Origin of the sequence: Allochromatium warmingii (assembly GCF_900107145.1) — a bacterium.
Classification (GTDB): Bacteria; Pseudomonadota; Gammaproteobacteria; order Chromatiales; family Chromatiaceae; genus Thermochromatium; species Thermochromatium warmingii.
Genome location: NZ_FNOW01000004.1, coordinates 1 through 25,700, shown reverse-complemented (window position 1 = coordinate 25,700; position 25,700 = coordinate 1). Strand labels below are relative to the sequence as shown.

26 protein-coding genes, 2 tRNA genes and 1 pseudogene are annotated in these 25,700 nt (G+C 57.8%); 19 read left to right on the top strand and 10 right to left on the bottom strand.

Annotation, left to right across the window (positions count from 1 at the left end):
* Positions 1–4: 4 nt before the first annotated feature.
* From BLW10_RS01980 to BLW10_RS01950, 7 genes are all read right to left on the bottom strand, one after another.
* Positions 5–544, bottom strand: a complete 540-nt coding sequence (locus tag BLW10_RS01980) for a F0F1 ATP synthase subunit delta (RefSeq protein WP_091331951.1) — start codon at positions 542–544, stop codon at positions 5–7.
* Positions 545–553: 9 nt separating this feature from the next.
* Positions 554–1,024, bottom strand: coding sequence for a F0F1 ATP synthase subunit B (locus BLW10_RS01975; protein WP_091331949.1), 471 nt, complete (start codon positions 1,022–1,024; stop codon positions 554–556).
* Positions 1,025–1,107: 83 nt separating this feature from the next.
* Positions 1,108–1,359, bottom strand: a complete 252-nt coding sequence (gene atpE / locus BLW10_RS01970) for a F0F1 ATP synthase subunit C (protein ID WP_091331946.1) — start codon at positions 1,357–1,359, stop codon at positions 1,108–1,110.
* A gap of 97 nt (positions 1,360–1,456) precedes the next feature.
* Entirely contained in the window at positions 1,457–2,326 is an 870-nt protein-coding gene (atpB, locus tag BLW10_RS01965) for a F0F1 ATP synthase subunit A (RefSeq protein WP_091331945.1), read from the bottom strand.
* A 13-nt stretch (positions 2,327–2,339) separates the two neighbouring features.
* Complete coding sequence (locus BLW10_RS01960; RefSeq protein WP_091332054.1) at positions 2,340–2,717, bottom strand: ATP synthase subunit I; 378 nt, start codon at positions 2,715–2,717, stop codon at positions 2,340–2,342.
* Positions 2,718–2,787: 70 nt separating this feature from the next.
* Entirely contained in the window at positions 2,788–3,477 is a 690-nt protein-coding gene (gene rsmG / locus BLW10_RS01955) for a 16S rRNA (guanine(527)-N(7))-methyltransferase RsmG (RefSeq protein WP_245709055.1), read from the bottom strand.
* A gap of 10 nt (positions 3,478–3,487) precedes the next feature.
* Positions 3,488–4,513 carry a helix-turn-helix transcriptional regulator gene (locus BLW10_RS01950; RefSeq protein WP_091331943.1) on the bottom strand — a complete coding sequence of 342 codons (1,026 nt, stop codon included), beginning with the start codon at positions 4,511–4,513 and terminating at the stop codon, positions 3,488–3,490.
* A gap of 208 nt (positions 4,514–4,721) precedes the next feature.
* Here BLW10_RS01950 and dapA point away from each other — a divergent pair, with 208 nt between their 5' ends.
* From dapA to BLW10_RS01935, 3 genes are all read left to right on the top strand, one after another.
* Positions 4,722–5,597 (top strand): 4-hydroxy-tetrahydrodipicolinate synthase, encoded by an 876-nt coding sequence (gene dapA, locus BLW10_RS01945; protein WP_091331942.1) that lies wholly within the window; start codon positions 4,722–4,724, stop codon positions 5,595–5,597.
* A 39-nt stretch (positions 5,598–5,636) separates the two neighbouring features.
* Positions 5,637–6,842 carry an outer membrane protein assembly factor BamC gene (gene bamC, locus BLW10_RS01940; protein ID WP_091331940.1) on the top strand — a complete coding sequence of 402 codons (1,206 nt, stop codon included), beginning with the start codon at positions 5,637–5,639 and terminating at the stop codon, positions 6,840–6,842.
* 162 nt (positions 6,843–7,004) lie between these two features.
* Entirely contained in the window at positions 7,005–7,499 is a 495-nt protein-coding gene (locus tag BLW10_RS01935; RefSeq protein WP_281241122.1) for a low molecular weight protein-tyrosine-phosphatase, read from the top strand.
* A gap of 51 nt (positions 7,500–7,550) precedes the next feature.
* Here BLW10_RS01935 and rne read toward each other — a convergent pair whose 3' ends face one another.
* On the bottom strand, positions 7,551–10,643 hold the full coding sequence (gene rne / locus BLW10_RS01930; protein ID WP_091331936.1) for a ribonuclease E: 3,093 nt from the start codon (positions 10,641–10,643) through the stop codon (positions 7,551–7,553).
* Positions 10,644–11,276: 633 nt separating this feature from the next.
* Between rne and BLW10_RS01925 the strand changes: the two genes are divergently transcribed.
* Entirely contained in the window at positions 11,277–12,257 is a 981-nt protein-coding gene (locus BLW10_RS01925; RefSeq protein WP_091331935.1) for an RluA family pseudouridine synthase, read from the top strand.
* Between the two features lie 27 nt (positions 12,258–12,284).
* Here BLW10_RS01925 and BLW10_RS01920 read toward each other — a convergent pair whose 3' ends face one another.
* On the bottom strand, positions 12,285–12,890 hold the full coding sequence (locus tag BLW10_RS01920) for a YceI family protein (protein ID WP_091331933.1): 606 nt from the start codon (positions 12,888–12,890) through the stop codon (positions 12,285–12,287).
* A gap of 108 nt (positions 12,891–12,998) precedes the next feature.
* A complete protein-coding gene (locus BLW10_RS01915) occupies positions 12,999–13,397 on the bottom strand; it encodes a hypothetical protein (protein WP_091331931.1) in 399 nt (132 codons plus the stop codon).
* 82 nt (positions 13,398–13,479) lie between these two features.
* Between BLW10_RS01915 and BLW10_RS01910 the strand changes: the two genes are divergently transcribed.
* The 15 genes and pseudogenes from BLW10_RS01910 (at position 13,480) to cmr6 (ending at position 25,328) form a co-directional block, all read left to right on the top strand.
* Complete coding sequence (locus tag BLW10_RS01910; protein ID WP_091331930.1) at positions 13,480–13,779, top strand: hypothetical protein; 300 nt, start codon at positions 13,480–13,482, stop codon at positions 13,777–13,779.
* Between the two features lies 1 nt (position 13,780).
* Positions 13,781–14,560 carry a UDP-2,3-diacylglucosamine diphosphatase gene (locus BLW10_RS01905; RefSeq protein WP_245709054.1) on the top strand — a complete coding sequence of 260 codons (780 nt, stop codon included), beginning with the start codon at positions 13,781–13,783 and terminating at the stop codon, positions 14,558–14,560.
* 138 nt (positions 14,561–14,698) lie between these two features.
* The gene (gene gcvPB, locus BLW10_RS01900) at positions 14,699–16,183 is read left to right on the top strand and encodes an aminomethyl-transferring glycine dehydrogenase subunit GcvPB (RefSeq protein ID WP_091331926.1); all 1,485 of its coding nucleotides are present in this window, start codon (positions 14,699–14,701) and stop codon (positions 16,181–16,183) included.
* Positions 16,176–16,547 (top strand): diacylglycerol kinase, encoded by a 372-nt coding sequence (locus BLW10_RS01895; RefSeq protein WP_091331924.1) that lies wholly within the window; start codon positions 16,176–16,178, stop codon positions 16,545–16,547. The genes gcvPB and BLW10_RS01895 overlap by 8 nt, the downstream gene beginning before the upstream one ends.
* A 77-nt stretch (positions 16,548–16,624) precedes the next feature.
* A tRNA-Ala gene (locus BLW10_RS01890) sits at positions 16,625–16,700 on the top strand.
* 67 nt (positions 16,701–16,767) lie between these two features.
* A tRNA-Glu gene (locus BLW10_RS01885) sits at positions 16,768–16,843 on the top strand.
* Positions 16,844–17,361: 518 nt separating this feature from the next.
* Positions 17,362–18,567, top strand: coding sequence for a TIGR02221 family CRISPR-associated protein (csx2, locus tag BLW10_RS01880; protein ID WP_091331922.1), 1,206 nt, complete (start codon positions 17,362–17,364; stop codon positions 18,565–18,567).
* Between the two features lie 48 nt (positions 18,568–18,615).
* Complete coding sequence (cmr1, locus tag BLW10_RS01875) at positions 18,616–19,143, top strand: type III-B CRISPR module RAMP protein Cmr1 (protein ID WP_091331920.1); 528 nt, start codon at positions 18,616–18,618, stop codon at positions 19,141–19,143.
* On the top strand, positions 19,133–19,801 hold the full coding sequence (locus tag BLW10_RS01870) for a hypothetical protein (protein ID WP_091331918.1): 669 nt from the start codon (positions 19,133–19,135) through the stop codon (positions 19,799–19,801). Before cmr1 ends, BLW10_RS01870 begins: the two co-directional genes overlap by 11 nt.
* On the top strand, positions 19,801–21,714 hold the full coding sequence (gene cas10, locus BLW10_RS01865) for a type III-B CRISPR-associated protein Cas10/Cmr2 (RefSeq protein ID WP_091331917.1): 1,914 nt from the start codon (positions 19,801–19,803) through the stop codon (positions 21,712–21,714). The genes BLW10_RS01870 and cas10 overlap by 1 nt, the downstream gene beginning before the upstream one ends.
* Positions 21,711–22,481, top strand: coding sequence for a type III-B CRISPR module-associated Cmr3 family protein (locus BLW10_RS01860; protein WP_091331916.1), 771 nt, complete (start codon positions 21,711–21,713; stop codon positions 22,479–22,481). Before cas10 ends, BLW10_RS01860 begins: the two co-directional genes overlap by 4 nt.
* A complete protein-coding gene (locus BLW10_RS14380; protein WP_091331914.1) occupies positions 22,397–22,843 on the top strand; it encodes a type III-B CRISPR module-associated Cmr3 family protein in 447 nt (148 codons plus the stop codon). The genes BLW10_RS01860 and BLW10_RS14380 overlap by 85 nt, the downstream gene beginning before the upstream one ends.
* Before the next feature lie 21 nt (positions 22,844–22,864).
* A pseudogene (cmr4, locus tag BLW10_RS01850) lies at positions 22,865–23,740 on the top strand (type III-B CRISPR module RAMP protein Cmr4).
* Positions 23,740–24,324, top strand: coding sequence for a type III-B CRISPR module-associated protein Cmr5 (cmr5, locus tag BLW10_RS01845; RefSeq protein WP_091331913.1), 585 nt, complete (start codon positions 23,740–23,742; stop codon positions 24,322–24,324). Before cmr4 ends, cmr5 begins: the two are co-directional and overlap by 1 nt.
* Complete coding sequence (gene cmr6 / locus BLW10_RS01840; RefSeq protein ID WP_091331911.1) at positions 24,321–25,328, top strand: type III-B CRISPR module RAMP protein Cmr6; 1,008 nt, start codon at positions 24,321–24,323, stop codon at positions 25,326–25,328. Before cmr5 ends, cmr6 begins: the two co-directional genes overlap by 4 nt.
* The last annotated feature ends 372 nt before the right edge of the window (positions 25,329–25,700 follow it).

The window sequence follows — 25,700 nt, the reverse complement described above, 5'->3', positions numbered from 1 at the left end:
CAGTTCAGAATTGCAAAGCGTGGGCCAGTTGCGTGATCTTGCCGCGCACGGAGTGGTCGATAACGAGGTCGCCGCTGCGGATCTCGATCCCGCCAAGCAGGGCGGTGTCGATCTCAAACGTTAGATCGACCTGAGCGCCCAGACGCTTTGCGAGCGCATCGGCCAGCGCCGAGCGTTGATCGTTCGCAACCTCAAAGGCACTGCGTACCACGACGTGACGCACGCCTTGATCGGCAACGCGGCGCTCTTCAAAGAGACGGGCGATCTCTGGAATCGCCACGAGCCGTGCATTATCGGCGAGCAGACGCACCAGATTGGCCGGCCCCGCCCCCAGCGTCTCGCCACAGATTTCGAGCAGCAGGTCGCGGATGCGTTCATGCGGCACGGTCGGATTGCCGATCTGCGCGGCCATCTGCGGATCTGCGGTCACGGTCGCCAACAGGGTCAGCGCCTCAGCCCAGGCGTCGAGCTGCCCAGTTTCCTTGGCGTGCGCAAAGGCGGCCTCAGCATACGGGCGCGCGATGGTGGTGAGTTCTCCGGCCATGGTGTTCCCTTAGAGCTGCTTGGCGAAATCATCGACAATCGCACGATGAACGGCGACATCGATTTCTTTCTGGAGGATCTTTTCAGCCGCCGCGATGGCCAGCAGCGCGACTTTTTCGCGTAGCTCTTCGCGGGCGCGATTAGTCTCGCGCTCGATCTCCGCCTGCGCTGCTGCTAAAAGCCGTTCGCCTTCAGACCGTGCATCGGACTTCGCCTCTTCAACGATGTCAGTGGCACGCTTTTGGGCTTGACCGACGATCTCAGCTGCGTTGGTCTTGGCTTCTTTCATCAGCTCCAGAGCGCGTTGCTCGCCAAGCGCCTTTTCCTGGTGTCCACGCTCAGCGGCGGCGAGACCCTCGGCGATCTTAGCCTTACGCTCCGCCAATGCGCTCACGATTGGCGGCCAGATGTACTTCATGCAGAACCCGACGAACACCGCAAAGGTGATCATCTGGGCAAACAGGGTCAGATTGATATTCATAGATCGGTGCCTCGTGCCTTTGCCTCAGACCTAGTCAGGATGACAGGCGAGTGTCCGTGACCCGGCCGGAGCCGGATGCATGTTTAGGCAGCGAACATCAGGTACAGACCCATAGCAATCGCGATGACCGGCAGCGCGTCTACCAGACCCATAACAATGAAGAACTGGGTGCGCAGCATCGGGATCAGTTCCGGCTGACGGGCAGCGCCTTCCAGAAAGCGACCGCCCAGGACACCGATGCCCACGCCAGCGCCAACTGCGCCCAGACCGAGCATGAGGCCCGCACCGATGAACTTGATGGCCAGTGCGAATGCTTGTGCGACTTCGAGTTCCATGAGATCCCCCAGGGGTTTGAGTAGAAAAAGACGAACTATTGGTTGAGAAAACAGGCCGAGCGGTGCGCCACCTGTGACGCACCACCCGTGCGGACGATCAGTGATGTTCCTGATGCGCCATGTCGAGATAGACGATAGTCAGCACCATGAAGATGAACGCTTGCAGCGTGATAATCAGGATATGGAACACCGCCCAGACAAATTGCAGCACCCCAGCGGTTCCAGCCAGCACCATGCCACCGCCATAAAGCAGCGCAATCAGAATGAAGATCATCTCACCGGCGTACATGTTGCCGAAGAGTCGCAGTGCGAGCGAAATCGGCTTAGAAATCAGGCTGATGCCTTCCAAAATCAGGTTCGCGGGCATTCCCCACTTGCCGAAGGGTTGCAACGTCAGCTCGCCGAGGAAGCCGCCGATGCCCTTCATCTTGATGCTGTAATAGAGCACCAGCAGGAACACCGTCAGCGCCATACCAAAGGTCGCGTTTGGATCCGTGGTCGGCACAACTTTTAGATAAACATGATGCGGATCGGCGCCGAAAACGGCGAACAACTGCCCGAACAGGTGCGGAATCAGATCAACCGGCACCAAGTCCATCAGGTTCATTAAGAACACCCAAGCGAAGATCGTCAGCGCCAGCGGCGCGACCATAGCATTCTTGTGACTGAACGAACCGCGCACATTCTCTTCGACGAAATCGACGATCCACTCAACGAAGTTCTGCGCTGTCCCGGGCACACCGGCGCTCACGCGCTCGGCGACGCCTTTGAAAAACCACAGAAACAGTGATCCAAGCAGGATCGAGAAAAACATCGTATCGACGTTGATGGCCCAAAACCCCATCGCGGCGGCGTCTGAGCTGGTGTGTGCAAAGCTCAGACCATGCTCAGGATGCCAACCGAGCGTCAGGTTGGTGAGATGGTGCTGGATGTATTCTTGGGAGGTTAGGGTTTCAGAAGAAGCCATCAATCATCTCTCGCTACTGGGTTTGGCTGCCCGTTTGAGCGGCAATCAGGGTTGGAATGACTTGGACTAAAAAATAAGCGCCAAGCAATGCCAAAATGTTTAAGTCGTCATAGAGCGCAAATGCAGCCCCGAAGAGCACGAGGATCACTGCGATCTTCGCCACCTCAGCACTGTAAAAACGCAAAACCAGCCTCTCTAGTGCTTGGGCGCGATAGGTGCGAAAAACCCAAGCCACCAGTAAGGCGTTAGCCAGCCAACAAGTTCCGGCCCCGAGCAGGACTGAAATCGCAACTGGACTGCCGAACGGCAGGGCAATCAGGGTCAGAATCAAGCCGAAAATCAACTGGAATTTCAGGATTTGTCGGGCTTGACGGGCGTTCGGCTGTTGCATGAGATCGATGTGAATTGAGCGTGGCTCGACACTCACAAGCCCGCAATTATAAGTATTCGTGAATACAGGGTCAACGCCTAGATGCAGATTCATCGGCATCGCTTGTCGGGCAGTGTAATTCAAGCAGATGGCGCGGTGCATCGAGAAACGGGATTTGGAGCTGATGGAGGCGCGGCTCCAGCGCCGCCCATGCGGGATCGGTCGTGATCACGGCCTCAGCACGGCCTTTCATCAACAGCAATCGCCCCGGCTGGGCGCACACATTGGCGCTCAAAACAGGCACAAGTGCTTCCGGCGCAACCGCACGGCTCACTATGGTACTGAATTTTTGCTCGGGTCGGTACGCTTCGATCCGCGCTTGCACCGGCTCGACCTGCTGTAATCCCAGTTCAAGCACGGCCTGACGCACAAAGCGTACCTTTTTATTATTACTGTCGAGTAACCAGAAGCGTCGCTCAGGGGCGAGGATCGCTAACGGTAGCCCGGGCAATCCCGCGCCGGTGCCCAAATCGAGCACGGTGTCGCCGAACAGATAGGGCGCAATCGCGAGACTGTCGAGCAGATGCTTGGCGATCATCTCCAGCGGATCGCGCACCGCTGTGAGGTTATAGGCGTGATTCCAGCGCACGAGTAGATCGAGGAAGGCAAGCAGTTGTGCCTGTTGCGCGGCAGTCGGGGTCAGACCGAGTGCGGCACAGCCCTGCGTCAGGCGCTCGGCGAGTGGGGTGGGAGCAGTGATTGAATATTGCGTTGATGTCACGGAATCACCATCAAATCGCACAGGCGGAGGTGCCGGCGTAGAGTGCTGCTGTTTTGTAGGTCTGAGCGGCGATAGTCCGCCGCAAATCAGGCGGAGCGAGCACTTCCAGATTCGCGCCCGCGCCCAATAGCCAGCGCAGCAATTGCCCTGTTGATGGCACCTGCGCCCAAATGTGTAATTGAAATGCAGAATCGTGCGGTTCGTCTTCTAGCCGTTGCTCCGCTGCCAACGGACAAACGCGCAACACATCGGCCAGATAGCCGCGCACCCGGAGTTCTAAGTTGATCGTTTCACCGCTACCAAAATCCGCCCGACCATCCGCAATTGCCGTATCCAGATCAAATCCCTCAGCCGGACGTGCTGGCGTTTCGGGCAAGAGTTCCGCATGTGTCATGCGATGCAGCGCGTAAAGACGCACCGGCGCGGTCTCAGCATTTTTCAGTGCAAAGAGATACGGAATCGGGCCGCGTTGTATGAGTGCTTGCGGATGCAGATCAGAAGTGCAGCGCTCACCTGACGGCTTGCGATAGCGCACCCGCAGCGCACGGCGCTGAATCAATGCTTGAATCACCGCCCGTAACACACCGGCATACAGTTCCACCGGTTGCAGACGCAGCGTATCGGGCAGAATGCGCAAACGCGATTCATCGAGGCGCGGCCCGTCGGCTGAGGTGAGCAGATGCTGCCAGACGCGGTCGAGTTGGCGGCGCGGCAGGGTTGCGCCAGCTTGATCAAGCACCTGTTGCCACATCCAATTCCAGACCGCCGGATCGTCATCGGGATCGTCGATCAGACGGCGATAGCGTAGCGGTTTGCCGTTGGGATTGACGATAGTGATGCGTCCAGTTTGGACTAACTCCTGTAAATCGCGCTGTAAGGCACGTCGTGTCGCCGCTTCGCTCGCGCTGCCATAGAGGTCGCCGAGACGGTCGAGTAAGCGCCCGACATCTGGGCAGCGTTCGGGGCGACCTTCGACCGGCAAGCAGGCTTCAAGCTGTTTGAGCCGTTCGATGCGGCTGAAATGAGCGGCGCTCATAAGGCTGGCCTCGTGTACAGCAGGGGGTGGCGTGTGTTTTATGCTCTAAATAACAGTTTAGATGTGATACAGCGTGCTCGCATTAACGAGTTACTCTCAAAGCGTCCGACACGGCTCCGCCCCACGGTTGTAACCGACAAGCCGCGCAAGCTACTATGTCGTTTTAGGTCGCTTTCGTTTTAAGCACTGGCTTGAGTGGGGTTGGAGCATGTTTCGCGGCAGCATCGTTGCACTCGTCACGCCCATGCACAGCGATGGGGAGATTGATGACGCGAGCCTGCAACGACTCGTCGATTTCCATGTCGCGCAGGGCACATCAGCTCTCGTCGCCGTCGGCACCACCGGCGAATCCGCGACCCTAGATGAACACGAACATTGCGCCCTGATCCGGCGCACTGTTGAGCTGGCCGCTGGGCGCGTGCCAGTCATCGCCGGCACGGGCGCAAACTGCACCCGCGAGGCGATTCGACTCACGCACTGTGCCCGCGAAGCCGGCGCCGATGCCGCGCTATTGGTAACCCCCTATTACAACAAGCCCACGCAACAGGGGCTGTATCTGCATCATCGTGCGATTGCAGAAGCTGTTGATATTCCTCAAATTCTTTACAACGTTCCGGGCCGTACCGCCTGCGACATGCACCCCGACACCGTGGCGCGTCTCGCCGAACTTGACCCGATCATCGGCATTAAAGAAGCAACCGGCGATCTCACGCGAGTCGCTCGTTTACGCGCCGATTGCGGCCCGGCGTTCGCGCTCTACAGCGGCGATGACGCAACAGCGTGTGAATTTCTGCTGCGCGGCGGCGATGGCGTGATCTCGGTCACCGCCAATGTCGCGCCGCGTCTGATGCAAGCTTTATGCGACGCCGCCCTAGCTGGTGACCGTGATCGCGCCACCGCACTTGATGCGCAACTTGCCGCGCTGCATCGCGATCTGTTTATTCAATCCAACCCAATTCCGGTTAAATGGGCGCTGGCCGAAATGGGCTTGTGTTCACGCGGAATTCGTTTGCCGCTGACTTGGCTCACCGAAGATTGCACCGCTCCCGTTCGGCAAGCAATGATTCAAGCCGGATTGCTGTGAGTTTTTTTGTCCGTATTTCAGCTTGAGAGGCTTTTGATCGTGAGACTTCATGTCAAGCGCATTCTAGCGTGTATTTATTGCGTGCCGCTCCTGATATTAGCGGGCTGTAGTTCCAGCGACCTCCAAGAGTCATTACCCGATCAGCGTTTAGTTTATAAAAAACAGCGCGAAGCAACGGAAAATCTGGAAATTCCACCGGATTTAACCGCAGGCAATTTTGATGATGCACTCGATATTCCGGGCGGCGTCGCGCAGCCGACAACCTTTTCGGAATATGCTGGCAATCGTGAAAATCGTCAGCAGGTTGCAGCCTCCGGTCAAGCTACCGTCTTACCGACGGTGCAAAATGTTGAACTCAAACGACGTGGTGCTGAACGCTGGCTTGAAGTCCAAGCGACACCGCAACTTGTTTGGCCGCGCTTGATTGCATTTTGGCGTGAACAAGGCATTTTGCTCACGGAACAAAATCCGACTTTAGGTGTGATGCGCACCGACTGGCTCGATAATCGCGCGGAAATTCGCAAAGATTTTGTGACTCGGATGGTCAGTAAAATCGCCGAGGGGATGTATTCGACTTCTAACCGCGATCAATATAATGTCCGGATTGAAGAAGGGCTAAAAAGCGGCACCACAGATATTCGTTTGACGCATCGGAGTATGGCCGAGCGCGTGGTCACAGATACGCTCAGTGGCACCCAGCGCACTATTTGGGAGCCGAGTGCTTCGGATAGCGAAAAAGAAGCCGAAATGTTGCGGCGGCTGATGGTGTATTTAGGGGCCGATCCCAAAAAAGCGGCACGTCCCGCAACACCTGATACTGCGACTGACGCAACAACTGAGCAGCCTGTTCAGTCAAGATCGCGTTTAATTGCTGAACAAGGTGTGCCGGTGATTGTCATTCCGCAAGAATTACGCGCCGCGTGGCGGTTAACTGGCACGGCTTTAGATCGCGCTGATTTTACTGTTGAAGATCGCGATCAAACGCAGGGCGTTTATTATGTGCGTTATGCAAGTCGGCGCGGTGAAGCCGATGATGATGCCGCTGAGGGCGAAAAGACTGGACTCTTATCACGGTTAGCTTTTTGGCGTGATACCGATGACGCTGATGGTATTAAGCCGTATCAGATTAAAGTCAGCGGCAATGAGCATGAATCACGGGTCATGGTGCTTAAAGCCGATGGTAAACCCGATGCGAGTACAAATGGGCAACGGATTCTTGGGTTAATTCATGAGCAGATGCGCTAAATAGATAGCGTGAGATATGAGGCATTAAAATATTAGACAGGATTAACAGGATTGTTCAAGATGAACAGGATTTTTCAAACTATTAAACCTGTCTAGTCACTCTTGCTTAATCCTGTCTGTTTTGTTTATTGCATGTTGCAAGCTTAGATTTCAGGCCGCAAAATGAACTTGAATACACCCGCTAAAATACACGTTCTTTTTGTTTGCATGGGGAATATCTGTCGCTCACCGACCGCGCATGGTGTGTTTCGGCGTTTGGTTCAAGATGAAGGGCTGACGCATCGCATTGTGATTGATTCAGCGGGCACTCACGCCTATCACATCGGTGAGCCACCGGATCGCCGCGCCCGCGATATGGCGCAGGTGCGCGGGCTGGATATCAGTGATTTACGTGCTCGCTTGGTAGCGGCTGAGGATTTCAAGCAGTTTCAATATGTGCTGGCGATGGATCGTGACAATTATTCCTGTCTGGCAACACTCTGCCCACATGGTTTTGAAGATCGGCTGAAATTATTTCTCGACTTTGCGCCGGAATTAGGTATTCGTGAAGTGCCCGATCCTTATTATGGCGGTCAGCGCGGTTTTGAGCAGGTATTTGATTTAGTCGAATCCGCTGCACGCGGTTTATTAGTGGATATTAAACAGCGGCATTTTTGAAGCAACGGCCTGCCCAGTTTGGCACTGCGCAGGCCGTTGCGTCTTTCCGATTTAAGCGTCCGAGGCGCTACGATCCGTGTCTAGGCGGCGCTCGAAAATCATCTCCGGCGCAGCGGCGGTATCACGGAGCGCCGACGGCTCGCTTGACACGCTGCGCGGCGCGTCGGTCTCGGTCTCCGGTGCGGTAGCGGCCACCTGAATCGACGGCGCAGTTTCCAGCGGTTCGCGTTCTGATTGCGGTAACGCGGGTTCTGGAGTTGCAACCATAAGCGGCGCGGCCTCGGTTTCGACGCGCTGCATCACTTCTACCACTTCAAACATTTCCGGTTCAGGCGTCACACGCGGCGGCGTTGCTGGTTCTGGCGCAACTTCGGGCGCTTCCGATGGCTGGACAGTTTCTGGCTCAGATTGCGGCACAACGTCCAGCGCAGGATCCGGCATCGCGGTGTGTTCTGGCGCTGATTCCGGTTCTGGTGCGGGCGTCGGCGTCGAATCTGGCGCAGGCGCTGATTCTGCTAATTCTAACGGCGCAGACACAATTTCCGCTATAACCGCTTGAATCACTTCAGGAAGCGGGGTATGGGACAACAGCAGCCGCGGTTCGGCAGCGGGCGCTTCTACCGTGACTGCAACCGCAACCGGCGCAGCCTCGCTGCTGGTGCGCATTGTCTGCTCAGACTCAGGCGCAGACTCGCGCTCACCGTCGTCACTCGCGCTCATCTCGGCATCCGTCAGCGGCGCACTAGCCGGACGGCGACGATTACGTCCACCGCGCCGCCGCCGCGACGAACGCGGACGCTCAACAGCGGCAACTGGGTGCAACGCGGTTTCAGTCGCATCATCATCGAGTTGATCGAATTGATCGTGCGTGACTTCAGGTTCCGCGACCTCACGCACTTCACGCGGTGGCGTCAGCTCACGCTCGCGGCGTACCTCGGGCACGGGCCGTGCTAGGCGCGGCTCATCGGCTCCGGCATCCCGACGCTTCGGCGGTGTCGCCGGATCGCGGCTCGGCTCAACGGCTGACGGCTCGGCTGGGCGCTCTGAACGCGGCGGCTGAGTGGTGTTAGGGGTGTTGGGCGTGTTGCGCCGTCCGTTACGACTGCGTGGGTTCGCAGTATTGGCGCGGCGGCGGTCATCGCGTCCGTTTTCGTCACCGCCGTTTAGCTCATCGCTCGCTTCATCGCGTGGCCGACGTTCCGGCTGCGTCGGCGCAGGCTGACGCCGCCGTTCATCGCGTCCCGCACGTTGCCGCTGGGTATCTTCCGGTTGCGGGCTGGCTTTGGGCGCAGTCGCCGACTCGCCGCGTGCGTGCTGGCGTCCAGCGCGTTCATCCGTTTCAGTGCGCTGGGGGCGCTGATCGGACGCCAGCGGCGCGGCGTTGCCCGGCTCGTTGGAGCGCGAGAGAAACAGCCCGCTCCAAATCCGCTTCAGCAAACTTTCTGACTCGGTACGCTCACTCTCTTTGCGGCTCACCGTCGTCGGCGGCGTCGGGCGCGGGCGCTCGGTCTGACGCGGCGCGGGCACAGTTGGCGCACTGAGTTTTACCGCCGGCTCTTCGCTGCGTGCCGGCTGCCCGAGCTTGGCATAATGCGGCACAGTCGTGCTCGGCTCCGGGACCGTTTTCATCGTATAACTGGGCAGTTCCTCAGCCGCGCCCTTCGTCGCTTCCTGAGCGCGGATGCGTTCGATTTTGTAGTCCGGCGTGTGCAAATGCTCATTCGGGATGAGCAGAATTTCGACCTCTTGACGCTGCTCAATATCGAGAATGGCGCGGCGCTTTTCGTTGAGCAAAAAGGTCGCCACACTCACCGGCAACTGCGCTTGCAGCCGCTGCGTGCTGTCCTTCATCGCCTCTTCTTCGAGGATACGCAGAATCGAGAGCGCGAGCGATTCGACGCCACGAATCGTACCCTGACCTTTGCAGCGCGGGCAGATTTGCTGACTCGACTCGCCGAGCGACGGACGGAGCCGCTGGCGCGACATCTCCAACAGTCCAAAGCGCGAAATCCGCGCCACCTGCACCCGCGCCCGATCCTGCTTGAGCGCCTCGCGCAGGCGATCTTCGACCGCCCGCTGATTTTTCGGCGGCCCCATATCAATAAAATCAATCACGAATAAACCGCCTAAATCGCGCAGCCGTAATTGACGGGCGATTTCGTCGGCAGCTTCCAGATTGGTATTGAGCGCGGTTTCTTCGATATCCGCGCCTTTGGTTGCACGCGCTGAGTTAATATCAATCGAAGTCAGGGCTTCGGTATGGTCAATGACAATCGAACCGCCCGATGGTAAGCGCACTTCACGCTGAAAGGCTGATTCAATCTGCGTTTCGATTTGATAGCGGGTAAACAGCGGCACTTCGTCTTGATACAAGCGCAGTTTTTTCAAATTCTGCGGCATCACTTGCCGAATAAAATTCTCGGCGCGTTCATAGACGGTGCGGTCGTCGATGACAATTTCGCCAATATCCACACGCAAATAATCGCGGATTGAGCGAATAATGACATCGCTTTCTTGATAAATCAGAAACGGCGCTTTACGACTCGCGCCCGAATGCACAATCGCCTGCCAGAGCTGAAGCAGATAATCGAGATCCCATTGTAATTCCTCGACATTTTTACCAACACCCGCTGTGCGGACAATCAGCCCCATATCTTCAGGAATCTGCAACTGGCTCATTGCGTCGCGCAGTTCGGTGCGATCCTGACCTTCAATCCGCCGCGATACGCCACCGGCACGCGGATTATTCGGCATCAGCACCAAATAACGTCCGGCCAATGAGATAAAGGTCGTGAGCGCCGCGCCCTTATTGCCGCGCTCTTCTTTATCAATTTGCACCACGACTTCACGGCCTTCACGCACCGAGTCTTTGATGCTGACCCGCGATCCAGATTTAACCGTATCGGCTTCAAAATAAGCGCGGGCGATTTCTTTCAGCGGTAAAAAACCATGCCGTTCGGCCCCGTAATCGACAAATGCCGCTTCCAAACTCGGCTCAACGCGGGTGATAATTCCTTTGTAGATATTGGCTTTTTTTTGTTCGCGTCCGGATGATTCGATATCGAGGTTATAGAGCAACTGTCCATCGACAGTGGCTACGCGCAACTCTTCCGGCTGAGTTGCGTTGATGAGCATACGTTTCATGTTATTCCTGTCCTACACACCACGGCGCGTGACCCGTGGTTGGGGCATCGCGCCCCCGAGATCCCAGGTGGAGACTCGGCAGGCGGAACGGCCCCGCGCCGCTCGACGCGCAAGGGGTGCGAGCACGGCGTCGGCACAGTCCGTTCAGTCAACAACGCTGGGTCGGACTGAAACGGGCACGCGCAGATGAACCAGCGTTATGCGGCACCGCTAACGGTGTCCGCGTGTGTTTGGGTTGTCCGCAATTTTTTAAGGATGGGACTGACCCGCCTCGGAGCGGCAGAAGTGGCATCGGCGGCGCTGGCGGCCTCGACGGGCTACTCGGGGACGGCGCTGGGTGTAGAATTCGGCCGCGCTCGACCTCGACAAGGCAAGCGGGCTGGACGCACGGCGCGGCCCCCGTAAGGTGGCTGAGTCAGGTGTCGGATGCCGGTTTGTACGGGTCGTGATGACGCACCCGCGATGCACGGGCCGCTCCGGAAAAATTCCGCTTTTACTTGGCCAGCACAAGGCGTCAATAGTATCAGCGATCCCCTGTTAGCAGCAATTGAGCCACCGGCTCAGATTCGGATACGTAACTTGAACGTTTCAGACTCGTCTCAACCGCCCAAAACTCCCGCGCCGCGCCGCGCCATGTCCCGAGACGGGGCTGGCAGCACGGCGGTGCAATCCGTCCAGATCGACGCGCAGAGCGACGGGCAACGGATCGATAATTTTTTGCTCCGCGTGCTCAAGGGCGTGCCGCGCAGTCATCTCTATCGGCTGTTGCGGCGCGGTGAGGTGCGCGTCAACAAGGGCCGGATTAAGGCCGATTATCGGTTGCGCTGTGGCGATGTGGTGCGCCTGCCGCCGATCCGCCTCGGCGCAGCGGCACCGCCTGCGCGCGTGCCGGAAGCGCAGTTAGCGCGGCTCGATCAAGCGGTGATTTATGAAGATGAGCGGCTGTTGGTGCTCGACAAACCTTCGGGGCTGGCGGTGCATGGCGGCAGTGGGCTGAGTTATGGCGTGATTGAATCCCTGCGCCAACTGCGTCCCGGGCGCGAACTGGAGCTGGTGCATCGACTTGACCGCGAGACTTCGGGCTGTTTAGTGCTCTGCAAGCGCCGCAGTGCGTTGCGCGAACTCCATGCGCTGATCCGTGATGGCGGGCTAGATAAACGCTATCTGGCATTACTGGTCGGTGAGCTACCGCGTGCCGAGCTGTTAGTCGATGCGCCGCTGAAAAAAAATGTCCTCAGCAGCGGTGAGCGCGTGGTGCGCGTCGATCCGCAGGATGGCAAGCCCTCGCGCACGCGGTTTCGGCGTGTGGAGCGGTTCGTGGTTGGTGAACAGGTGTTGACGCTGGTGGAAGCCGAGTTGCTCACCGGCCGCACGCACCAGATTCGCGTTCACGCAGCGCATCTGGGCACGCCGCTGGCGGGCGATGAGAAATACGGCGACGCGGCGGCCAATCGCTGGCTCAAACACTACGGGCTGACGCGGTTATTTCTTCATGCCGCGACCCTGAGTTTTAAGCTGGAAGCGATGGCGCGTCCGCTGCGCCTCGATGCGCCGCTGCCGCAGGACTTGCAGCGGGTGTTGGGGGGGTTGGGTCAGGAAGTGAGAGATTTGTGACCAGACCGGCGCTGGCGGCTGGCGGCGTTATTCGCTCACCGCCGCTGTTTTTTGCGTAAAAGTCACCACAAACACCACCGGCACCGCCTCGCTAATACTCTGCAATCCAGCAATCTCGCGCAGTTTTTCAACCCGATCACTCAAGCCAAATTTCGATGCTTCAATCAATAGCGGTTCGGTGCTGGCAACCATCACCGTATTCACATCGAGCCGCCCGACCAGCATCGACAGCGTGAGCTGTTGGCTTTGACCGTGCAGCGTGAGCTGACCTTCAGCAGCAACGCGCTGAATTTGACCGACCGGCAAGGATGCCAACAGCTTCGGATCAAGCTGTGCCTGTAATTGCGCTTCTTTGTAATTGGTTGTCTCAAACAGAATGTCGCGCATCCGTTCATTCCGAATCGGAATCAGCGTCTCGACGCTATCGAGCATCAGCGACACCACCACCTGTCCACTGTCGTCGATGTGTCCGTGTAATTCCTGAAACCGATTATTTTCGGCAATATCTTTCGCTTTAATCGTGACATAGGTCACCGCCGAGCGTTCAGCGTCGAGCGTCCAATCAGCCACTACGGGCGCGGCACTCAGCGCCAGCGCACCAGTGAGCAGCATCGAGAGCATCGGATTGCGCATTTGTATCGTCTCCACAGCGATTACAACCGTTGAACCTAGCGTTATATGGCTGCGCTTTAACATGGAACTAAAATGCTTGGATACAAGATGCAGCGCGGCGCGAGCCGATTAGGGGCGGTCAGCAGCAGCGGGCAGTACCATCATCCGCTCGACATCCGCGAGCCGAATTTCGCGCCCGTCAAGCGTCGTAAAACGCCGACCGTCGATAGCGCCGCGTCGCGATTCGTAAGGCGTGATCTGGCCGGTATTGGCGTTAATCACCTGCACCTGTACGACGGCACGCGCATCCAGCCAATCAAGTAGTAAATACAGCGCACTGCCCACCGTCATGATCGCAACCAGCAGCGCAGCGGCCAGACGCATCATCGGGCGTACTGTGAATGGCGTCCCCGGAAGGCACTGCGATTGCGCATCGTCCAGCGGCGCATCCGCATCGCGCCAGCGGGCGCGGAGCACTGCATAGGCAATCAAGACAACCACCAACGTGATGAGAAATTTGCCGATCATGCTGAACTCTCGCCTGTACCAGTGGTGTTCATACCAAAGGCCGTTTAAGATCGCGGCCATTGAGCGACACGAGTACCCGAGCATGGCCGAAACGATTGAAGAATTAACCGTCACCTATGTTGATGACGACGGCATCGAAACCACGCAGGAATGCGACAAAGTCATTTTATCGAAAGGCAGTTGGACGACCATTCTATTTCGTTACCGCGAATGGGATCGCGCCAAGCAAAGCTATAGCGCCGACCGCTACACCATCCGTCGCTATCAAAAACGCAACGGCGAATATCGTCAACAGTCCAAATTCAATATTTCCAGCCGCGCCCAAGCACAGGCGCTGATCGATGCGCTGCAAACTTGGCTGGAACTGCCGGAGCCGGACTGATTTGACCGATTGCTGGAGCGCTGCCGCTGGTGAGGCGCTATTTATATCTGACCTGCATCTGACGCCCGCGCAGCCGACAACGCTGGCGTGTTTTCAGCAGTTTCTGGCTGGACGGGCACGCGCAGCGCGGCGGCTGTATATTCTGGGCGATCTGTTTGATGTCTGGATCGGCGATGATGACGACGCGCCACTGCATCAGGCGGTGCGACAGGCGTTGCACGATCTGACCGCATCGGGTACGGAATGTGCGCTGCTGCATGGGAATCGTGATTTTCTTATCGGACGTGCCTTCGCCCGCGCAACCGGCTGTCGGCTGCTGCCTGATCCGTACCGGATCTTGCTCGACGGCGAGCTGACCCTGTTGTTACACGGCGATCAACTCTGCACCGATGATCTAGCCTATCAACGCTTTCGGCGGCGCGTGCGCAATCGGCTGGTGCAGCAGCTGTTTTTGTGGAAATCGCTGGCGAGTCGGCGGGCGATTGCCGCTGAATATCGCCGCCGCAGTGCGTTAGCCAATGCCGAAAAACCGCCGATTATCATGGATGTCAACCCGCAAGCCGTGCGCGAGACGCTCCAGCGCCAGCGTGCCACGCGGCTGATTCACGGCCATACCCATCGCCCCGCTAACCATACGCACACGCTGACCGACGGTAGCGCCGAACGGCTGGTGTTGGCGGATTGGCGCGAGGGCGTCGGCGAGCTGTTGAGTTATTCGGCGCTCGGGTGGCGGCGTGAGGTGGTCAGCTTCCAGCCGTCGGCTTCCAGCGCCGATCTTTGATTCACAGTGACTGGCGCATCGCACACCCGCGCCCGATGCGTCACGGATTCGTCGCTTGCTTGTGTCAGACTCAACATCCGCTAATCGCAGTGTGATCGCTGCGTTTGAACTATTTTTCGATTCGTAGACACCCTCGCTATGCTGATCCAAGAGCACTCCCGAACCGGTCGTCGCGCTACCGCGCAAGCACCGCTACACGCGCCCGCCGTCGCTGACATCCCCGCCGCACTGCGCCGCCGCACGCGCCCGCCGCTGCCGGAGGTCTCCGAGATGCAGGCGGTGCGTCATTACACGCGCTTGTCGCAACAGAATTTCTCCATCGACACGCATGTCTACCCGCTCGGCTCTTGTACGATGAAGTACAACCCCCGCGCCTGTAACAGCTTGGCGATGTTATCGGGTTTTGGGGGGCGGCATCCACTGGCACCGGAGACGCACGGGCAAGGCGTGCTCGCCTGTCTATTTGAGCTGCAAGAGATCCTTAAAACTGTGACCGGAATGCAGGCCGTCTCGCTGACGCCAGCGGCGGGAGCGCAGGGTGAATTTGCCGGAGTTGCCATGATCCGCGCCTATCATCAGGCACGCGGCGACTATGCTCGCACCGAGATGCTGGTGCCCGATGCCGCACACGGCACCAATCCAGCCTCGGCGGTGATGTGCGGTTTTACGGTGCGCGAAATTCCGACCGGGCCAGATGGCGATGTCGATCTCGCCGCCCTCCGCGCCGCCGTCGGCCCGCACACCGCTGGCATCATGCTCACCAATCCGAGCACCGTCGGCGTATTCGACCGGAATATTCAAGCCATCGCCCATGCTGTACACGAGGTCGGCGGCCTACTCTATTATGACGGCGCGAACCTCAACGCCATTCTCGGTCAGGTGCGTCCGGGTGACATGGGCTTCGATGTCATCCACATGAATTTACATAAAACCTTCTCAACGCCACATGGCGGCGGTGGCCCCGGAGCGGGGCCGGTGGGCGTTTCGCAACGGCTCGAACCCTATCTCCCCGTGCCGCTGGTCGCGTGCGAAAACAATCACTACCGCTGGCTGACCGAATCTGATCGCCCCGCAAGCATCGGACGGCTGACCGCCTTTGGTGGGAATATCGGCATTCTGCTCCGCGCCTATGTGTATGCGCGACTGATCGGACGGGAAGGCATGGGTCGCGTTGCCGAGTTCGCCACGCTCAACGCCAATTATCTGCTGGCGCGACTGCAAGCCGCTGGATTTGAGGCCGCCTATCCAACGCGGCGGGCAAGCCATGAATTTATCATCACCCTGAAGCGCGAGGCGCGTGAGTTCGGTGTTAACACGATGGATATTGCCAAGCGGCTGCTCGATTATGGTTATCACGCCCCGACGACGTATTTTCCGCTGCTGGTACCCGAATGTCTGTTGATCGAGCCGACCGAGACCGAAAGCAAAGACGATTTAGATGGTTTCATTGCCGCGTTAACGGCCATTCGCAGCGAAGCCCAGACCCATCCCGAACGTGTCCGCAGCGCCCCACACAGCTTGCCGGTGCGCCGTCTTGATGATGTACGGGCAGCGCGGCAGCTTGATCTCGCTTGGACACCGAACGCGAACACGGAGACGGAGATAAACGCAACACATGGCTAATCACAATGTACGCGGCTGGCGGCGCGTGGTGCGAGCGTTCGGCTATTCGATGAAGGGATTTAAAGCCTGTTTCGAACTAGAAGAGGCGTTTAGGCAGGAGATTTTTTTGCTGATTCCGCTGGTGCCGCTCGGCATCTGGCTCGGCGCAACACCGATTGAGCGGGCGATGCTAGTCGGCAGTCTGCTGATTGTGCCGATTGTCGAGCTACTCAACTCAGCGATTGAAGCCAATGTTGATCGCGTCGGTCTTGAACGTCACGAACTCTCAGGCCGCGCCAAAGACATCGCCTCGGCGGCGGTGTTCTCGAGCATCGCGTTTTGCTTGGTCATCTGGGCGCTGATTTTGCTCCCGAAGTGGCTGTGAGCGCCGTGCCGATCATTTGCAAAAAAATGCTAGACAAATCGAACAGAGGTCTGTAACATTTGCGGTCTCAGGGAACTGGGGCCATAGCTCAGCTGGGAGAGCGCAACACTGGCAGTGTTGAGGTCGGCGGTTCGATCCCGCCTGGCTCCACCAAAGTTTAGAATGTATTGCAAACGTTCGGCGATCCTGTCCAAATCGTCGAATCTAAAAACCAGTCACTGTCCCCATCGTCTAGTGGCCTAGGACACCGCCCTTTCACGGCGGTAACCGGGGTTCGAACCCCCGTGGGGACGCCATCTTAAAAAACCCGCTGCTTTTAGGCGGGTTTTTTATTGCCTTCAGTTTTTTGCTGAATAAAAAAACCGGCCTAAGAGCCGGTTTTTTATTGGATTGTGGGTCGCGACAAGAATGCAGGCTGGCGCTTACGTTTCAACAGACAGTAGTTTCAATCCTTGTTGTAGTGGATTGTGGGTCGCGACCGGACTCCGTGCCGATGTTGCGGCTGGCATCGTCCGGTGAGACGCCAATATTTTTGTCTCAGCAGTCGTCACAGCGCAAGCTTACGGGAGACAAGCTAGAAACCGACCGCTGCCGATCATACTCAACATCCACGCCACCAGACAACCCCTGATTGACCGCCCGATCTATCCCCATAGCCAAATTGTTATACTGAAATATATGATCCTCAACTTGCGTCTGAAAAGTTTAAGTTGTACTAAACGCCGCACGGCTTGAGCCACAAGCTTGTAGGGATAGTTACCTTAGTATCTAGTCTGTCAAAATACCGTTATTGCATTGCAGAGGGATAACCGGAATGACCTCGACGCTGGTAAGTTTTCTCGGGCGTGCCCGACAGGATCCCAAAACTGGTTATCGGACAGCTCACTATCGCTTTGCTAATGGCGCAATTCATACAACACCCTTTTTCGGTCTGGCGTTGCGTGAAGTGCTCAACCCGAACCAGTTGGTGTTGCTGGGAACGGCTGGCAGCATGTGGGACGTGCTGATTGAGCAGTTTGCTACCGAAGGCGAAGACGAGGAGTTGCGATTGCGATTGATCGAAGCGGCCACCGAAAACGCAGTTGATGCCGCCTTGCTCGATGCGGTGACGCCTGTGGTTGAACGGGCGCTCGGCGTTTCCTGCAAGCTGCGACTCATCGACTATGGCCGCGATGCCGAAGGACAGGCGCACATTCTTGACAGCATTGCCGAAGCCGTTGAGGACGGGCGCGTGTCCATCGATCTAACGCATGGATTTCGACATCTGACAGCCATCGGTGCGCTCTCAGCCTTCTTCTTGGAGCGGGTTCGCGGTTTAACAATCGAGGGGCTTTATTATGGCGCACTCGATATGACGGAAAACGGCGAGACGCCGATCGTGCGGCTCGATGGATTGTTGAACATTGAACGCTGGCTCGATGCCTTGAGCCGCTTCGATCAAAATGGTGATTATGGTTTATTTGCGCCTTTGCTGCGTGCCGACGGTGTAGCCGCTGACAAAGTGCAATGTCTGGTCGATGCAGCGTTCTTCGAGCGCACCCTCAATCTCAGTGATGCCCGCCGTCGTATCCTGACATTTCTCCCCGTGCTGGATACACCACTCACGGGCGTTTCTTCCCTGTTTCAATCTTCACTGACCAAGCGATTGAATTGGGTGCGAGGCGCTCGGCTTATGGCGTATCAGAAGCGTCTTGCCATGTTTTATCTGCGTCAAGGCGATTATGTACGCGCCGCCATTCTTGGATTCGAGGCCGTGATTACCCGCGAGTGTGATCGCCGCAAATTTGGCCATCAGGATCATCAAAGAGATCGCAAACCCGCTGAAGAAGCATTCGAGGCTGAAATGCGCGTCGGCGAGCACCCGCGTTCGGTCGTCGATGGCTATTGGATGCTTAAAAACTTGCGTAATGCGCTGGCACATGGCAATCCGGCGGCGCTGGAGCATGTGCGCCAGATCATCGTCAATCCAGAACGATTGCCATTGGAACTGCAACGGGCAATGGATCGTGTGCTGAATTAAGCTTGGCAAAACGTCTATCTCGGTATCTGAAGAAAGGGAGTGTCGAGCATGGCTGAAATCTTGGAAGCTACCTATCGCATCATTACGCCGATGTTTCTGGGCGGCGCAGATCGGACGCCAATCGATGGCCTGCGCCCGCCTTCGTTTAAAGGCGCGTTGCGGTTCTGGTGGCGGGCGTTGCATTGGAGTGACTGTTTGCGGGAAGCGCAGGATGACACCGCTGGATTGCGGCTCTTGCATCGTCGAGAGGCACTACTCTTCGGACAGGCCGCCAATGGCGAAGAAACCGGGCAGGGCCGCTGTTTGTTGCGAATCAGTGGCGATACACGCACCCTCACTAAAGCACACCTGCCATCGGCCACCGCTGGTCATCAATATCTGCTTGGTCAAGGGCTGTATCATTTTAGAGACGCTTATTTACGCGAAGCACTCGCGCCCGATGCTACGCTGCGGATTCAGGTACGTTTTCGCCCTGAAACGACGCATGATGAACGTGATTCAGTCGCACGGGCGCTGCTAACACTGGGCTTGCTGGGTGGTTTGGGGAGTCGCGCACGCAAGGGCATTGGCTATTGAGACGCTCAACGGCACGGATTTAACCGTTCCGAACACGGCTGACACATTGCGCCACACGTTGGCCGATCTGACCGCCGACCGACTGGATACACTGCCGCCTTATACCGCTTTTTCACAACGCAGTCGGATCGATCTGGTACCTGCTACGCATCGTGATGCTTGGCGCTTGCTCGGCGAGCTTGGCGGGGACATGCAACGTTATCGAAGCTTTGGGCAAGTTGGACAGGTTGCCGGCCAACCAGCAGAGCGCAATTTCACCGACGATCATGATCTTGCCCAGTGTGCAGCAAGCGGAAACTCAGTTGATCGACATCCGCGCCGAGTGGTGTTCGGTCTGCCGCACAATTATTTTTTCAGCTCCACGAAAGATAAGGCGGACATCAACGCCGTTGCTCCAACATCCGATGGCAGTTGGAGCGACATCGGTGCCAATCGTCGCGCTTCGCCGTTATTTGTACATCCGCATCGCTTTTTAGACGGTACGGTTGTCGGTGTGCTGACGCTGCTCCCAGCGCACTTTCTGCCCGAGGCATGGCGCATCGGCATCAAAGGTAGCAAGGGATCGGTGCGGCGAGTGCCGGTTGCCCCTGACTGGTCGGTTGTGCATGGCTGGATGGATCGGTTTACGAATCGTCAAACCGTCTTGGAGTCACGCTGATGACCGACCAAACCTTTCACTTTACGCTTGGCCCGGTGCAAGGATTCGTCGCACAGGCACGCCGCACACGCGATTTCTGGGCCGGTTCGTTTCTGCTGTCTTGGTTAGCAGGGGCCGCGATGCAGGCCGTCACGCAGCAGGGCGGCAAGATCGATTTTCCTACGCCCGATAAAACCTATCTCGACTGGCTGACCGGTGCGAAGTCCGGCGCGGATGGCCCGCGACAAGGCTGCATTCCCAATCGCTTCAAGGCCGTTCAATGCAAGGTTCCCGATAACTTCCAACCCGAGTACGTCGAGCAAACGGTGCGAGCGGCATGGGCGGCGCTGGCCGAAGCGGTCTGGCAACGCGATTTACAGCCGCATCATCCGCATACCGAAACACGCGCAATCTGGGAGCGGCAGATCAAGGGTTTTTGGGAAATCAGTTGGGCGCTGGGGTCGGGCAACAGTTTGCTCGATCAGCGCAAGAACCGGCGTTCACATCTGCCGCCCATAGAAAGCGGCGTCAAGTGCTCAATGATGGCCGGTTGGCAAGAACTTTCTGGTGCGGCACATCCGGGCGATAGGCAGCTTGAGCAGTTTTGGACGCCGATTCGGAACCGCTACCCAAGCGACTTCGCTGACCAAGAACAGTTGTGTGCTATCGCTTTCATCAAGCGGCGGTTCGTTGCGGCCTTTGCAACCTTACGTGCGCCGATGTCGGATGCGCGTTGGACGTTGCACGGTTGGCCGCTCAAAGGCCAGATGCCCTCGACGCTGGATCTGGCCGCCGCGCACTGGGTAGAACGGCTGTCAAACGCCGAACCACTCCAGACAGCGATTGATGCGCTGGTGGCCACCTCACCGCAACTCGGGCGCTCTGACCGAGGCTTGGGTCTATTGCGCTGTGTGCGCGAACACACCAATCAGCAGCTTGCGCAGTTGCATTCCAGTGCGCTGTTTGCGCATGTCCTAGAAAATCAGGGTATATGCCCAGATCGGACTGCGGTCAAGGCCGTCAAACAACTCATCAAGGAACAGCAACACGGCGAGCCGTCGCCCTTTTACGCCATCCTGCTGATGGACGGCGACAGCCTCGGCAAGCTGCTGCAAAGTGACCTGAACGCCCCGCCGAAGATTTCGCAGGCACTCAATGCTTTTACTGCGTGCGTGCCCGAGTTGGTCGATCAGCACCACGGCTTTTTGATCTACGCTGGCGGCGACGATGTGCTGGCGCTGCTACCGCTGGACGATGCACTCGGATGCGCGGCGGCGATTCGCGTGGCGTATCTCGCGGCCTTCAAACAGGCGTTCGGCAAGGACGGCTGCTCGACCATCTCCGCTGCCGTCACCTTTGCGCACGTCAAGATCCCACTGACACGGGTCTTGCGCGACAGCCATCATCTGCTCGACAACCTGGCCAAAGAAGCTACGGGGCGCGATGCGCTGGCAGTGCGCGTCCTCAAACCCAGCGGCGAGGCGCTGCAATGGGCGCGGCCCTGGGAATGCGCGATCAATCCAGCGCAGTCCGGTCAACTCGTAATCGAGCGTCTTGCGCAGGATTTTGCGGTACAGGAGCGGGCGGCGGGCGAACGGACGTTCAGCGGCAAATTTTTCTATCGCATTCGCGAACGGTTTCAGTTCATCAATCCGCCCAAAGATCAGCCCGATGTCGAACCTGTTTTCGATCAGGCGCAGGCGGTATCGCTGCTGGCGGTCGATTATCTGGCTTCGGGTGTCAACGATGGCCGACGCAACACGCTGACATTAGCTGAGGCTGAACGGTTGATTACACCCCTGCTAGACCAGTGCCGTCCGGTAAAACGCGAGCTGCATGACGATCAACCGATGTTCACCAAAAGTCAACGGTTCGATCCAGACGGCGCATTGCTGGTGCGTTTTCTAGCTCAAAAAGGAGTCGAGACGCGATGACTGAAACACGGCAGTGGCGGTTCGATCCGCTCGACACCTGGTTTTTTCGTGAGGCGCGGGGTTTCGAGACCAGCGGCCACAACGAGCTGAGTAGCCTGTTTCCACCGCCAGCACGCACCGTAGCAGGAGCCATGCGCACCCTGATTGGCGAGCAGCGCGGTGTTGACTGGTCTGATTTCTTGGAAAACGCAGCCTATGCAGACCTGCGTGCTTTGATCGGCGATGGCGACAGCCTGGGCCAACTCAAATTAACCGGCCCCTATCCAATTTGGCACAACGAACGGCTGTATCCGGTTCCGCTGCATGTGCTTGGCAAGGACAGAAGCTATCGTTTTCTGGAACCCGGCGACCCGGTGCGCTGCGATCTGGGAACAGTGCGTTTACCGCGCATCCAGAATGCCGGACAGAATCCGCTGCTCGGTGCCAAACCCTTTGAAACGGCATGGTTGACCGCTACCAATTTGCAACAGGTGCTCGCCGGTCAGCCACCAACCGAGATCATCGAAACTCAGCATCTGTATCGTGAAGAACCGCGTCTTGGCATTGCCCGCGACAACGCACGGCGCACCGGACGCGATGGGTTGCTCTATCAAACCCGCCATCTGCGCCCGCTCCCCGAATTGGCCATCGGTGCCGAAATGCTGATTTCTATCCCAAATCAGACGCTCCCCAATCCAGCGTCATGCGGTTTGGCGGTGAGGGACGCCCAAGTCTGGTACAGATCTCAACGGCATCACCTAACCGACTGCAAGCGCCGCAGATTCTAGGGCCGCGCCTGTTGCTCATGCTGCTGACACATGCCGATTTCGGCCCAAGTGCGGCCAATTGGCAACTACCCGGTTTTGCGGCGCTTGAGCATGACGGTACGCACGTCTGGCAGGGCGACCTGTGCGGCATTTCCCTAACGCTGGAATGCGCCGTGATCGGCAAAGCGGTGCGCGAGGGCGGCTGGAATTTGGCGCACGCATGTCCGCGACCGGTGCGCAGTCTGGTGCCGGCTGGAAGCGTGTATTTTTGTACGCTCAACGATCCAATCGATATAAACACTGCGATTACGGCATTGCATGGACAACACATCGGCCACGACACCGCGCTCGGACGCGGCGAGCTGGCCGTTGGCATTTGGTAGAGCGAAGGGGACGAATAAAGTATGAGTACGACAGCCTTGATCGGCCTGCTGGCCGAAACGTCCATCCACGCCGGTGCCGGACAGAGTGGCGGCGTTATTGACCTGCCCATTCAGCGCGAAGCGCATACCGCTTGGCCCGTGATCTATGGCTCAGCAGTCAAGGGCGCGTTACGCGCTATGGCTGAAGAACGCCAAGCTCCCTAGCTCAAGGTCGTTTTCGGCCCTGAGACCGCGAACGCTTCCGATCATGCCGGGGCGCTTTTAGTCGGCGATGCACGCTTGCTGTTGCTGCCGGTGCGCTCACTGACTGGGCATTTCAAATGGGTGACTTGTCCGGCGCTGCTCCGTCGCTTTGCCGCTGATACGCGGCGTTTGGGTCTCGATGGTCTGGATGCCGCCACGATCCCCGAGGTGCCCGACCATCAGACCGTTCTGCTGCCTGAGCCATCCGGTGATGCGCTCTATCTGGAGGAATTTCGGCTACGTACTCAGTCAGCAGATTGTGCCGCGCTTATTTCAATGTTGGCGCGTCTGATGGGACGCAGTGATGCCGAGAATGCGCTACGCAAACAACTGGCGCTTGTCGATGACGACCGCTTTAATCATTTGGCGCAGTTCGCCACACCGGTCAATGCGCATATTTGCATCGACAATCGCACCAAAACCGTTAAGCCGGGCGCACTCTGGTATGAGGAAAGTCTGCCACCCGACACGCTGCTCTATGTGACCTTACACGCGCTCAGATCACGGCAACAGGATGGGGAAACGTGCGCTCAAGACATCCTCGCCCATGTTACTGATGAGCTGTTCGGTCAGCGTCCGTATCTGCAACTCGGCGGCAATGAGACCGTTGGTATGGGCTGGTGCAAGGTCAGTATCCAGCGTGGAGGTGACTGATGGCCAAGAATTACGCCAAAGAACAGCGCCGCTTGGAGAAAGCGCGGGAGAAGGAACGCGAACACCAAGCGGCGCAAGCGCCCGTCGTACCCATAATCGGCTCGGCGAACGCTGTCACCACGCCGCCACCGCGACACAACAGGACACCCCCCATGCCCTGCCAGCCACTCCGCGCCACACCGGAACAAGCACGCGCCCGCTTTGCTTTAGAACGCATCCAAACCCTGCGCAATGCTTGGGCAGATCAGATCAAGGAACAAAAGGAATTTAACAGTCACGCCAGCGCCATGCCGTTTATGATCCGCGCCAATGGCTTGGGGCAAACAGCCGCCTTCTATCGCAGTAAGGCCGATAAGCCTGCTTACCAGAAGCTCTATCAGCTACTCGGTGATTGGCTGGCTAAGTCAGAGCAACCGTTCGCGGGTACAGCCGATTTGCTCGAAGCGATTACTCAATCCGATCAGGACGCTTATCTAGCCGCGCAAATCGAAGCCCTGCTGTTTCTCGACTGGGTGAAGAAGTTGGCGAGCGCCTTTCTAGCACGCGAGGATCAGGTCGATGCGGCCGAGGGCGTTGCATCATGACCTTGCCACTTTATCGCGCTCATCAAGCCCCGAACGCCCTGCCCGATAGCGGGCATCGCGGACTTTGGTACGAGCGTTTTTTCAATGCCTATGACGATCACTGGCAGGTTCCCGCCGAGGGCAAGGCAAAATGGGTTCAAGACAACGCGAAACGCACTGGAGATAGCGCGTCACTGGAAAACGCCGCCCAACGTCAGCTTGAACTGGTTACTCAGCTCGGTGGACGCGGCGCAGTGTTTCAAGCCGATTGGCACTTCGCTACGGGCTTGGGTCTGCCGCATCCGGTCGAGAACGGTCTGATTTGGCATCACACACTCGGCGTCCCCTATCTGGCCGGAAGCACTGTCAAGGGGCTGGTGCGGGCATGGGTCGAGGTCTGGGACGAATCGCTTGATGAAACAGCACGGCAACACCGGCTTGACACCTGGTTCGGCACCCTTGAGCAGGCCGGCGCTTTTCTCTTCTTCGATGCCTTGCCGATTGCGCCGGTCAACCTACGCGCCGATGTGATGACCCCACATCTGGGCAAGTGGTACGAGCAGGGTGGTGAAATCGCCGAGTGGCACCACGCGCCAGACTGCGTTCCCGCTGATTGGCATGCTCCGGTGCCCGTGCCGTTTCTCGTTGCAGATAAACCCCGATTGCTATTCGGGATTGCACCGCGTTATGTGGATCATGCTGCCGAGCTGCCCGAGGTGTTCAAGGCACTGAAACAGGCGCTCGACTGTCTGGGCGCTGGGGCTAAGACGGCAGTGGGGTATGGGCAGATGCGGGAGGATCCAGCAGGTACCGCAGATCTCCAGCACAAGCTGCGCAAGAAGGCGGAACAGGAGGCGCTGAGTGCGCTCTCCCCGGAGCAGCAAATATTGCGGCGATTGCAGGTTCAGTTCGAAGACTACCGACAGCGCAACGTCAAGCCCGAAGCCGGTAGCGCGTTCATGGGCGAAACTCGTCAATGGCTCGCTGCCGGACGCGAATGGTCGGCCCCGAGCGTGCGGAGTTAGCGACGCTGATTGAGCTTTCGTATAGTGCCTGATTTGCACATGGAATTGACCAAAAGTTAACAAATATGGCAAGGCTAAAGCGACCAAACACCCTGCCAATCAATCTTTGAGACTGGACTAAACATGCGCTATGGAATGTTCGATGAACCAACACGTTTCGATACAAGACGCTGCTGAACGACTGCGCAACGCGATGATCAGTGTCAAAGGCTTAAGTCCGTATTGGGACGAATCGTGCGCGGAGAACAGCGCAAAATTGTGGTTGCCAATCGAGACAGACTTGCCCGTTGCGGATTTGAACGTATTGAATGGATTGTCAACGAACTCGGCAGTGAACTCGTGGTTCTCAACGACGTTATTAAAGAACCAGAA